Genomic DNA, 11,195 nt, shown 5'->3' on the forward strand with positions numbered 1-11,195 from the left:
GACGTGGGCGCTCGACGACGCGGGGCTCGGCGGGGCGCCCGGGAACGTCACCAGCGGCACGCCAGAGGAGCGCGGCAATGACAAACACGATGAGGCCTGCGAGGGCCCCGCTCCACCAAACCCAGCCTCGCGAGCGTTCAGGCAGGGCGGCGTCCCGATTGAGGGGATGCGGTGTGGATGGCACGACCAACGCCGCGAACTCCGCCTCCGGTGTCGGCCCACGGTGACGCTGTTGCGCAGGTGGGTGCGCAGGCACGTCGTATTCGGCGGCGGGGTCCGCCCGGAGGTCCGCCAGCTCACGGCGCAGCGCTTCGGTGTCGACCGGTCGCCGCGTGGGCTCTCTGGACAGGATGCTCTCCACCAGGTCGCTCAGCGGCTCTGGAACCCGCGAGTTCGCCGACTTGGGCGGCGACGGTGGAAAGGCCGGGTTGTTCAAGTCGAGGCGCGCACGGGGCTCCGTCGGGCGCGGGTCGGTCAGCAGCTCATGCAGCATGACGCCGACAGCGAAGATTTCGTCGGCCACCTGGAAGGCATAGCGGGCCCGCGGCTCGGCCTTGTGTTCGCGCAGGAATTGAAACTGCTCCGGCGCGCGGTAGCGCTCCGTGCCCGGAGGCAAGCCCCCATCCGTCAGGTCATCTGCGAGGGCGTAGGTCGCGCAACTGAAGTCGATGATGACGGGCTCGCCGTCACTCTTCCGGATGAGCACGTTGGACAGCTTCAAGTCGCGATGCAGGATGCCCCGCCCGTGCATGTACGACAGCGCACCGGTGATCTTCTCGAAGACGCCGAGGATTTCGCGAACGGTCGGGTGCTTGCATTCCACCCACTCCGCGAGCGTCCAGCCTTCGACATAGTCGAGCGCGAGGTAGAGGTTTCCGCTCTCCGCGAAGCCATGCCCTTGAGGCCGGACGATGTTCGGGTGGTTCAGCATGAGCAGCGCCGTCAACTCTCGCAGCGTCCGGACATGGGTCTGCTTGAGGTCCCCGCTGGTCTCCCGGTGCTGGGCCACCTTGATGGCGTGGTGCCTGCCGTTCTTTTCACCAAGGAAGACGAACGCGAAGCCTCCGTCACCGAGGGCTCTGGAGACCCGCCATCCATCAATGAGCGAGCCGGGCGGAATCCTGAGCAGCGTCGGGGTCATCGAGCCTCCTCCGAGGCGGGCTTCGGGAAGCGCACGTCGTGAATCTTGAAGCGACGCCCCCCATCTCCGTGGACCTCCAGGGTGAAGACGAGCTCCGCTTCCGTCTCTGGCACTTCCAGGACGGCCAGAACACGCCCTATCTCCCCCGGAAAGATGGGCCCCGGCTTCTTCATGACGAGCCGCGCCCGAAGAGGCACACCGGCACGCCCCGCGAACGTCGCCTCTCGTGGTATCCAGCCCGGGTGGCCGGGAATGTTCATGATCGTCACGTCCATCAGAATCCAACCCGCGCCCCGATAGGAGACGACCGACTGCAGTTCAAGCCCTTGCGCGGAGTCGCCCCTATCCTTGCGGATGGAGGTCGTGACGCCTGCCTTTCCCACATAGCCAAGCAACACGAAGTCTTCCGGCTTCGGCGCCAGGGCTTGAGTCGTGGGCGGGCAGGCCGGACTCGGCGGCTCCGGGCGCTGAACGTCAATCTGTGAGTCCACTTCGGCCGGGACGGTCATGAGGACAAAGGAAGCCCGCGCTGGCGCCCGGCTGTCGGCGAAGAAGACGCCGAGCTCCTGGCGCTCGCCCTCGCCAAGGTTGGCCAGGGGTTGGATGATGACGGAGCGCTCGCCGGCATCCAGGACGCGAATCCGGGATTCGTCGAAGGTGAGGGTCTTCCGCTGAATGGGCGATGAGAAGAGGAACACCGTCGGCGAGTCCGCCGCCACATGCACGACGGGCAGCGGTTCGGCGGATGTGCTGGCGATGGTCACTGAGCGTCGACGCTCGACGCGCGTCCCCGGGGCCGGCTGGGCCTGCGCGGCGGCACTCCACGCGAGCGTGAGCGCCAGGGGAAGAGCCAATCTCAAAGGTTGGAGCAAGGGTACGTGACCTCCCGAATGGGCACGCTACCATCGCGAGCGCTCGCACAGGGGTCACTTTCCCATGGTCGGCGGCGCGCCCCGAGCTCCTGAGTCCGGGTCAAGGCGCTGAGCGTCCGCCAATCGGAGGGAAGCGCTCGTAGGTCCGCTTGAGCGCTTCCAGGTGCTCGGGGTTGTTGTAGTCAAGCGGCGCGTCCGTGAGCTGCACGACCCAGCCGCCCGACGCCGTGCGACGCGCCCGTGAGAGCAGTTCGGCGTCGCGAGTAGGCTCCGGGAACCCGATGGCCCGTGCGGCAGCGGCAGACCAGTAGTTCAGCCACCCGAGGAAACAGGGAACCTCGGGGGTGGGGAGCTTCTCAGGAAGGTTGAGCATGGGAAGCCCACGAGGTGAGCGTTCCGGTCCATGCGGCGAGCGGCGAAACTGCTGCGCGACTTCAGAGCCGTAACCATATGGCGATGCATGTCCCCAATACGCGTGCGCGCCCTCCGCCACGCCCTCAAGCAGCGCCGCTGCCGCGGCGAGCACGGGCTCATCCAGTGGCAGCTTTGCATGCACTTCAAACTGGGACTGACGACCTGCGCTGAAGAGTCCGGATCTCCCCCTTCCCGAAACCATCACGGGATAACTCTCGTCCCCGTTGCACAGCAGGGGGAATCCTTCGTCGCCGGTCCTTTCTAAAAGCCACGCATCCCGCTGTGGCAATGCGACAAGGCGCCCTCCTTCACCCACTTCCCACTGCAGGCGCAAGCCTGGGAGTGCCTGTTCCATCCCGTGGACGACAGCGAGCGTGCGGCCATCGCTCCCAACGAGTGCCGGAGCGTAGACAATAAGGGTGAGGGGTCTACGCCTGCTCATCGTGTGCATCCTGTGACGACGACATCGAGTGTTGGGTCCTGTGCCTCAAGAGCCTCTTTGTGCGCATCGGTGCTCACCCCGACGACGAAGCCATATCCGCATTCCGCAGCGGCTCTTCGCTCGTTTCCTAGCTGATTCAACTCCTTCTCAACCTCCTGTTCCTGGATGAAGTCACTGTATTTGTCAAAGCGATGGGTCTTGATCTCCCAGAGCACACGCGCGCCGACCTGCAGCGCATCGAAGTGGACACCGCCAACCAGCACGTCCATCCCAGGATAACGGTTGGGAGGGAACCTGTCGGCGCACTCGTTGTGTCTGTCATCTCCACCTCGGTGTGGCACCGGAACAGGCTCGCAACTGGCGCGGCGCGGCCGGTCCACGGGCCCAGGTGGCACCGGGGGGTGCCGGTCCTGTCCCGCTGGCGCTGGCTCCAGTTCGGGCTTCCGCTTCGCTTCACCCTCCCTGCTGGCCACCTTCGCCCCTCGCGCGGCCCCTGCCTCCTCGGGGGAGCCGTGTCGAAGCTCATACGCGTCCAACGCCTCCTTGATGGCGACTGCCACCACCACCACGCCAAGGACAATGACTGCCCCCACGGCAATCTCAGGCGCCGCCAGCACACACAGCCCGACTCCCACGGCGGCGGCGCCCGCCGAGGCGACCGCGCAGTTCCCCGTGGTGTCGCGGAACTTGAGCCGCTCATGCTCCAGGGCCGGATAGCACCGCTCCACCAGCACCGGCCAAGGGCGCGACGCCTCACGGACGACGCACCGCCCACCATCCCTCCACGGCAGCGCCGCCGCGCGCTGGAGATTGGCGACTCTTTGCCCCCGGCCACCGTGTGCGCCCCCAGGCGGTGCCGACGTGGCACAGGCCGCGAGGAAGGTCAGGAGTGCGACGCACGCAAGGGAGCGCATGGACACGGCCTCTTCTTCAAGTCACCAGGCAGCGGGGCACATGTGGATGATAGCAGGCGTGGCGAAGCTGAACCGGCGCCGCGGCGTCCGACGGCTCCGCGCAGGAGACTCTCGACCGACATCGCGTCCAGCGGTGGACAGGCCGCCGCCGTCCCACCCACGCGGCGGTGGAGCACGTCGTCCGTCTGGACACTCGGCGCGCCCGCCGAAGGCCGCTAGGGTGCGGCCCGCACTCCCACACGGAACATGGAGCGTCCCATGAAAGCAGTACGGTTTTCGGCCTTCGGGCAGCCCCTGGAGGTGGTGGAGGTCGTGGAGCAGCCGGACGTGGCGCTGAAGCCGGGCGAGGCCCGGATTGAAGTGCTGGCCACGCCCATCAATCCCTCCGACCTCCTCACGCTCAGCGGCCAGTACGGACAGCTCCCGAAGCTGCCCGCGGTGCCCGGCAACGAAGGCGTCGGCCGCGTCGTCGAGGTCCAGGACTCCAGCGCCGTGAAGATGGGTGACGTGGTGTTCCTCCCGGTGGGCGCGGGCACCTGGTGCAGCCACCTGGTCGCCCCCGCGGACTCGCTCCTGCGGGTGCCACCGGGGACCGACTTGCGGCAGGCCGCCATGCTGTTCATCAATCCCCCCACCGCGGACCTGCTGCTGCGGGACTTCGTCGCGCTTCAGCCCGGCGAGTGGGTGATTCAGAACGCCGCCAACTCGGCGGTGGGCCGCTCCATCATCACCCTGGCGAAGCAAGCGGGCTTCAAGACGCTGAACGTGGTGCGGCGCGAGGCGCTGGCGCCGGAGCTCACCGCGCTGGGCGCGGACGCCGTGCTGCTGGACTCGGAGGAGCTGCCGGAGCGCGTGCGCGAGGTGACGGGCGGCGCCAAGGTCCGGCTGGCCATCGACGCCGTCGGCGGTGAGTCCACCCGGCGCCTGGGTGACACGCTCGCGCGCGGCGGCGTGGTGGTGAACTACGGCGTGATGAGCGGCAAGGGCCCGCGGCTGTCGGCCGCCGCCACCATCTTCAAGGACGTCACCCTGCGCGGCTTCTGGCTGGTGACGTGGATGAAGAAGACGCCGCGCGAGGAGCAGGGCGCCCTGTTCGCCCGGCTCGCGAAGCAGGTGGCCGAGGGCGCGCTCCACGTTCCGGTGGAGGGCACCTTCCCCCTGGAGTCCATCCAGGAGGCCCTGACGCGCGCCATGGAAGGGGGGCGCTCCGGCAAGGTGCTCCTCACGCCCAACGGCCCGCTCTGAGGCGCCGAGCGCCGCCGCGCCGTCAGGCCCAGGGCCCCTGGAACAACGCCCCGAAGCGCAGCGCCAGCTCCGGGCGCCTCACCAGCAGCGCCCCCCAGGCGGTGGCCTCCGACGTCCAGGTGGCCACCGACAGGCCGTGCGCCTCGAACACCGCCATCACGTCGTTGTTCGCGCTCATGACCTTCAACAACCGCGTGTAGTCCAGCAGCGTGCGCAGCCGGGCCTCCGGGAAGCACACCTCCAGGTCGAGCGGCTGCACCGGCCCGCGCGGATTCAGCAGCACCAGCGGCGCGACCTCCACGGCATGCGCGGGCGGTGACGCCTCCACCTGCCGCGCCAGCAACGCCCGCTGGCGCTCCAGGTCCCGCTGGCGGGACGCCTCCACCGTGCGCCGGAGCTCCGCCTCGCGCGCCTGTTCCTCCCGCTCCCGCCTCCGCTCGAGGTGCTCCCGAATCAGCCGGACATCGACCTCGATGGCCTCCAGGAAGTCGCGGGAGTCGCTCCGCTCACTCGACGTGGGTGACGCGGCGCCGACACGCTCCCGGAAGCTGGGGAACCAGGCCAGGAAGCGCTCCGCGTCCAGTTCGAGCGCGTCGACGCCTTGCCTCACGGCTCCCGACAACACCGCCGCCGCGTGGGACACCGCGAGCGAGGTGGCACGCGGCCACGCCGCCACCCGGACCTCCGCCGCCTTCCACACCGGCGCGAGGCGGCGCGACAGGTCCTCCGGAGGCGCCTGACGGACCAGCGCCTCCACGCGCTCCGGCAGCCGCTCCGGGGCGTCCACCGGCCACCAGGCCTGGAAGCACACCACCGCGTCAGGCTCCGCCGCCTGCTGCCGCTCCCAGAGCGCCGCCCGCCACGGCGTGAAGGTGGCGAGCAGGTCCGCGCGCTCGTCCGGGTGCTGCTGGAAGCGCCGCCACACGGCGTCGATGAACACGGCCTCCTGACTGCCGCCACTCCACGCGCGCACCGCCTTCGCCAGCGGCGCCAGCAGGCGCTCACGGCCCTCCCCTGTCCAGAGCGCCATCAACAGACGCGCCCCCTGGCCGGGAGCGAGCGCGTCGCCCCACCGCAGCCGCGAGGGCAGCGACAGCACCGCCTCCAGCAACAGCGCCGTGCACGGCGCCTCGCGACTCCACGTGCGCAGCCGGAGCGCGTCTTCCTCGTCGGCCAGCGTGAGGAACCGGCAGAAGGCCGCGTCCTGGAAGCGGCTGGCGCGAAGCGACGGTGGCTCACGCGCCAGGGACTCCGACACGGCGGAGACGAAGGCGCGCGTCTCCTCCACGCGGTCCGCGCCCGGCGCGGCGGCGGCCCACTCGAGGAAACGAAGGGCATCCTCCGCGGAGAGTCGCGCCAGCCGCGCGAGCGCCCAGTCCGCCCACAACGCACGTTCCTCCGGCGACAGCTCCGCGAAGGGCCGTCCCCGGGCCCAGCCATGCAGCGCCTCCGCCAGTCCGCCCTCCACCCGGCCCGACACGGCGAACAACGCGCTCAGCGCCCCCGGAGGCGCCTGCGCGGGCAGCCGCCGCAACACGTCGAGCGCGAAGTCCGCGTCCCCACGCGACGCCATCCGCTCCAGCAACCGCACGGAGCCGCGCGCCGCCAACGCCCGACGCGCCTCCGCGGCCCGCGCCAGGTCCTCGGACTCCACGGCGTCGAGGAGGCCGTCCTCGTCCTCCAAGCAGAGCGCGCATTCGAAGCACACGTCCGCGTCCGGATGGCGCAGTCCCTCGCGCAGCGCGCGGAGCAGGTCCACCTCCGGCGCCTGCCCGGTGGCCCGCACCCACGCCACGGCGGCCCGCGCGCCCTGCGCTGGAAACCGGGCGAAGGCGGCGCGCGCGAGCCGCGCGATGCGCGTGGTGTCCACCCGGGACCTGCGCGCGCGTGGCCACACCCGCCACCGGGTGAGCGCCAGCGCCGCCTCGAAGCCGAAGCGGCCGTCATCCTCCAGGCACGGCAGCACCGCCTCGAGCGCCGCATGCGAAGGCGCCCCTTCGTGGACCTCCACCAACGCGGAGAGCCACCGCAGCTCCGGCGCGGGGACGGCGGTGTGCAACCCCTCCTCCGGCTCGCCAGCGGACGCTTCCTCTGGGACGTGCCAGGGAAGCCGCTGGGCCCACCGGTCCTCGACCTCCTCCTCGAAGCCTTGGAGCAACAACGCCTGTTCGCAGCGCCGCACGTCGACGAGCAGCCGCCGCACACGCGCCCACATCCTCGCGTAGCGCGCCTCCAGGCGCTCCGCCATCGAGGTGGGGAGGAGCACCACCCGGTCTGCCAGCGCATACCGGTCCACCCCCGCGTGCACGAGCATCCGCGCGGCGCCGTACCGCTCTGGCGCAACCGGGCCACAGTCGCACCGGGGACACAGAAGGTCCGGTGCGTGCATTCGCGTGCAGGCCGGGCAGCGGACCTGGGCCCCTCGGCGGGCGCCATTCTCCAGCGGGGGAGGCATGCGTCTTCTCTACACCGACTGGGGCCACTCCGCCCCACCCTGGCGTGACTGTAACTCAAAATGTTTCAATTCCTCTCAACTTCTCTCGTTGCTGTTGCTGTCCGGCGGGCGCTCCACCTGTGGGCCGGTGGATTCAGCTGGGCAGGAATTGACACGAGCCGAGCCAGGGCTGAGAACCTGCCTCCTTGCCCAAGCCGAATGTAGCCCTCACCCAAGGAGAAACACCTCATGAAGCAGACCTTTGCTGTCCTGGCGGCGCTCGCCGTGTCGACCCTGGTGGCCTGTGGTGGCGTTGAAGCCGTGGAGCCGGGGGAGGCGCTGGGCGAGGAGTCGAGCGCCCTCGTCTCCTGTTCGACGTCCTGCTCCGACGGCACCGTGCTGTCGTGTACGGGCACCACCTGCTCCGCCTCGGACCAGGACTTTGTCCAGTGCAATGGCAACTACCAGTACTGCCCGCCCCCCGTGCCGCCCGACTGCACGGACCCGCGCCAGATGTGCGTGAACCTCAATGGCACCCGCTGCGCCACCCCCGGCGTCTCGCGTGACTGCTGCGTGCCGGGCGTCCCCACCGGTGGCTGCTTCTGCCGCTCCAACGGCACGTGGATCTGCACCATCCCCGCTGAAGACCCGTAAGCCGTCTGCCGGAGCGGGCGCGCCCGCCGCGCCCGCTCCTCCTTCCTTCCCTTCGCGCCAGCCACCCCCGGGCACACGCCACGGGTGAGCACACCGAAGGGAGTTGAAGGATGGCTCAGGTAGCGAATATGGTATTTACGTAAAAATCCGGTTATCCGTTGACACAATATCCATTGCTCGATATCTGTGATTCGCCACGAACGGGGGACCGTATCGAGCATTCTCAGGGATGCTCAGCGGCGTGGCTGCCCAGAACCCACACATCGTCACAACTGCGCTGGAGACCTCTCCACGAACAGCGGCCCCCTCCTTCCAGGCCGCCGGTCAGGATTCGTACGCTCGTATCCGCGGCTTGAGTGGCGCGGTGGGTGGGACGCGCCTGCCCGGTGGACGGAAGCGCCCGCCAGACGCGCACCAGGAAGCCACCGTCATGGACCCAATCCGCAATGCCTTTCCCGAGAAGAACCGTGACCTCGCCGTGGGCTCCGCCCGGCTCCAGGAAGTCCAGAAGGCGGTCCATTACTACGTGGACAACCATCACTGTGACGTCATCGGGCGGGTGTTTCACGGGATGCCAGGCCGGGAGGCGCGCGTCAGCTTCAGCCCGACGCGCCGGGATGCCCGCCTGGACGCGGAGGGGCCTCGGGACGTCCTCCACTTCGGCTCCTACAACTACTCCGGATTGAATGGGCACCCGCGCGTGGTGGCCGCGGCGGAGGCGGCGCTGCGCCGCTACGGGACGACGGTCAGCGGCGTGCGGCTGCTCAACGGGACGTGTGAGCTGCACCTGGAGCTGGAGCGCGCGCTGGCGGAGTTCCTGGGCTTCGAGGACTGCGTCACCTACAGCAGCGGCTACGCGGCGAACCTGTCGGTGCTGTCGGCGCTGTGTGGCGAGGGCGACGTGGTGCTGTCGGACATGCTCAACCACCAGTCCATCATCGACGGGCTGAAGCTGTCGGGCGCGGACATCCGCACCTACCGGCACAAGAGCCTGCGCAGCATCGAGGCCACGCTGAAGAAGCTGCCGCGCGAGCAGCGCAAGTTCATCATCACCGACGGCGTCTTCAGCATGGACGGCGACGTGGCGGACCTGCCGGGCATCGCGGCGCTGGCGGAGCGCTACAACGCCTTCGTCCTCGTGGATGACGCGCACGCCACCGCCGCCATGGGCCCCAACGGCCGCGGCACCCCGGCCTTCTTCGGCCTCCAGTCGCAGGTGGACGTGCTCACCGGCAGCCTCAGCAAGGGCCTGCCGGGCATCGGCGGCTTCGCGGCCGGGTCCAAGGCCACCATCGACCTGCTGCGCTTCGGCTCCAACGGCTACATCTTCTCCGCCTCGTTGCCGCCGCCCATCGCCGCGGGCCTGCTGGAGGGCATCCGCATCCTCCAGGAGCAGCCCGAGCTGCAGGAGCGGCTGCACCACAACGAGAACTACCTGCGCGCCGGCATCCGCGCCATGGGCCTGGACTGCATGAACAGCGAGTCCCCCATCATCCCCATCCTGATGCCCGCCTACGAGAAGACGTTCGAGCTGACGCGGCTGCTCCACCTGGAGGGCATCTACGTCAACCCGGTGGGCTACCCCGCCGTGAGCAAGAACCGCACGCGCCTGCGCATCAACGTCAGCGCCAACCTCATCCAGGCGGACCTGGACCGCTTCCTGGACGCGCTGGAGCGCTGCAGCCGCAAACTCAACCTCCTGGACGCGCCGCCGCTCCAGCAGACCGGCACCTGAACCGGCGCCCTTCGACACCCACGCCCCTGGGAGACTTGCCATGGACCTCAAGGAACAGCTCCTCTACGGCCTGCCCGTGTTCCTCGCCCCCATCCTCATCGAGCTGGTGGTAGGGCACTTGCGGCGCAAGCCGGCCTACCGACTCAACGACATGCTCACCAACGTGACGATGAGCCTGCTCACCGTCCTGGGCAGCGTGGTCATCGCGGGCGCCACCTTCGTCTTCTACGGCTACGTCTACAAGCACCACGCCCTCTTCAGCCTGGCGAAGGACTCCGCGTGGACGTGGGTGGTGGCCTTCTTCGCCTACGACTTCTTCTATTACTGGGCGCACCGGATGCACCACACCATGGCGTGGATGTGGGGCGTCCACGTCGCCCACCACTCCGGCGAGGACATGAACTTCGGCCTCGCGGTGCGGCAGAGCGCGCTGGGTGAGCTGACGACGTGGCCCTTCTTCGTGCCCATGGCGCTGCTGGGCATCGCGCCGGAGGTGTTCCTGGGCATCACCGGCATCCAGCTCATCTTCCAGTACGCCATCCACAACACCTACGTGCCGCCGCTGGGCTGGCTGGAGTACGTGCTCGTCACGCCCTCCCAGCACCGCGTCCACCACAGCCGCAACACGCCGTACATCGACAAGAACTACGGCAACATCCTCGTCGTCTGGGACTTGCTGTTCCGCACCTACCAGCCGGAGCTGAAGGACCAGCCGCCCGTCTACGGCCTGCGCAGCAGCCTGCGCTCGTGGAACCCCCTCACCGCGCACTTCCACTACTTCGTGGAGCTGTTCCAGAAGTCCGCCGCCTGCGCGCGGCTGGGCGACAAGGTGCTGTGCTTCATCAAGGGGCCGGACTGGAGCCCGCCGTCGCTGCGCCAGGAGCGCTTCACCGGCCACCCAGATGACGGCCCCTCCGCCACCTTCAAGAAGTACGACCCGCGCCTGCCCCTGCCCGTCACCGCCTACTGCGTGACGCAGTTCTTCAGCCTGGCGGCCAGCATCCTCTTGCTCGCGTGGTACCTGGACACGCTCAGCCCCCTGGCCCGCGCCGTGACGCTGGGGCTGGTCCTCTTCGGCGCCTGGAGCCTGGGCGCGCTGATGGACGCGCGCGCCTCCGCGTGGCGGCAGGAGCTGGCGCGGCTGGCGGGTATCGCCCTGCTGGCTCCCGCCCTGGCGCTGATGGAGGGCGTGCCGCTGGTCAGCGCGCTCCCCCTCCTGCTCCACCCCATCCTCAGCGCCGCGTGGCTGCTGCGCTTCCGCGCCGCGTTCCACGAAGGCGCTGACACCTCCACGCGAGGCACCGGCGCCCTGGCCGCCTGAGCGCCTCGCCCCCTGTTCCGACG

General features: G+C 69.4%; 9 protein-coding genes. 4 read left to right on the forward strand and 5 right to left on the reverse strand.

Features of this window, described 5'->3' with window-relative positions:
- The 4 genes from G4D87_RS24405 to G4D87_RS24420 all read right to left on the reverse strand — a co-directional run.
- On the reverse strand, positions 1–1,141 hold a 1,141-nt coding region (locus G4D87_RS24405; RefSeq protein ID WP_240358553.1), incomplete at its 3' end, for a serine/threonine protein kinase.
- Positions 1,138–2,013, reverse strand: coding sequence for a DUF2381 family protein (locus G4D87_RS24410; RefSeq protein WP_163784614.1), 876 nt, complete (start codon positions 2,011–2,013; stop codon positions 1,138–1,140). The genes G4D87_RS24405 and G4D87_RS24410, both read right to left, overlap by 4 nt.
- A gap of 100 nt (positions 2,014–2,113) precedes the next feature.
- The gene (locus tag G4D87_RS24415) at positions 2,114–2,869 is read right to left on the reverse strand and encodes a DUF5953 family protein (RefSeq protein ID WP_163784615.1); all 756 of its coding nucleotides are present in this window, start codon (positions 2,867–2,869) and stop codon (positions 2,114–2,116) included.
- A complete protein-coding gene (locus tag G4D87_RS24420) occupies positions 2,866–3,783 on the reverse strand; it encodes a DUF6310 domain-containing protein (RefSeq protein ID WP_176412215.1) in 918 nt (305 codons plus the stop codon). The genes G4D87_RS24415 and G4D87_RS24420 overlap by 4 nt, the downstream gene beginning before the upstream one ends.
- 258 nt (positions 3,784–4,041) lie before the next feature.
- Here G4D87_RS24420 and G4D87_RS24425 point away from each other — a divergent pair, with 258 nt between their 5' ends.
- Complete coding sequence (locus tag G4D87_RS24425; protein WP_163784617.1) at positions 4,042–5,028, forward strand: zinc-dependent alcohol dehydrogenase family protein; 987 nt, start codon at positions 4,042–4,044, stop codon at positions 5,026–5,028.
- A gap of 22 nt (positions 5,029–5,050) precedes the next feature.
- Here G4D87_RS24425 and G4D87_RS24430 read toward each other — a convergent pair whose 3' ends face one another.
- On the reverse strand, positions 5,051–7,342 hold the full coding sequence (locus G4D87_RS24430; RefSeq protein WP_240358554.1) for a hypothetical protein: 2,292 nt from the start codon (positions 7,340–7,342) through the stop codon (positions 5,051–5,053).
- Positions 7,343–7,711: 369 nt separating this feature from the next.
- On the opposite strand from G4D87_RS24430, the gene G4D87_RS24435 reads away from it, so the two are divergent.
- The 3 genes from G4D87_RS24435 to G4D87_RS24445 all read left to right on the forward strand — a co-directional run bounded on the left by G4D87_RS24435 (position 7,712) and on the right by G4D87_RS24445 (position 11,172).
- Complete coding sequence (locus tag G4D87_RS24435; protein ID WP_163784619.1) at positions 7,712–8,116, forward strand: hypothetical protein; 405 nt, start codon at positions 7,712–7,714, stop codon at positions 8,114–8,116.
- A 430-nt stretch (positions 8,117–8,546) separates the two neighbouring features.
- Complete coding sequence (locus G4D87_RS24440) at positions 8,547–9,851, forward strand: aminotransferase class I/II-fold pyridoxal phosphate-dependent enzyme (RefSeq protein WP_163784620.1); 1,305 nt, start codon at positions 8,547–8,549, stop codon at positions 9,849–9,851.
- Between the two features lie 40 nt (positions 9,852–9,891).
- Positions 9,892–11,172 (forward strand): sterol desaturase family protein, encoded by a 1,281-nt coding sequence (locus tag G4D87_RS24445; protein ID WP_163784621.1) that lies wholly within the window; start codon positions 9,892–9,894, stop codon positions 11,170–11,172.
- Positions 11,173–11,195 lie beyond the last annotated feature (23 nt).

Origin of the sequence: Myxococcus vastator (assembly GCF_010894475.1) — a bacterium.
Lineage (GTDB): Bacteria > Myxococcota > Myxococcia > Myxococcales > Myxococcaceae > Myxococcus > Myxococcus vastator.

Excerpts from the sequence above, each read along its gene's own strand:
- G4D87_RS24415 (WP_163784615.1), bottom strand. The coding sequence starts at position 2,869 with ATGAGCAGGCGTAGACCCCTCACCCTTATTGTCTACGCTCCGGCACTC.
- G4D87_RS24430 (WP_240358554.1), bottom strand. The coding sequence starts at position 7,342 with ATGCTCGTGCACGCGGGGGTGGACCGGTATGCGCTGGCAGACCGGGTG.
- G4D87_RS24440 (WP_163784620.1), top strand. The coding sequence starts at position 8,547 with ATGGACCCAATCCGCAATGCCTTTCCCGAGAAGAACCGTGACCTCGCC.
- G4D87_RS24425 (WP_163784617.1), top strand. The coding sequence starts at position 4,042 with ATGAAAGCAGTACGGTTTTCGGCCTTCGGGCAGCCCCTGGAGGTGGTG.
- G4D87_RS24420 (WP_176412215.1), bottom strand. The coding sequence starts at position 3,783 with ATGCGCTCCCTTGCGTGCGTCGCACTCCTGACCTTCCTCGCGGCCTGT.
- G4D87_RS24445 (WP_163784621.1), top strand. The coding sequence starts at position 9,892 with ATGGACCTCAAGGAACAGCTCCTCTACGGCCTGCCCGTGTTCCTCGCC.
- G4D87_RS24435 (WP_163784619.1), top strand. The coding sequence starts at position 7,712 with ATGAAGCAGACCTTTGCTGTCCTGGCGGCGCTCGCCGTGTCGACCCTG.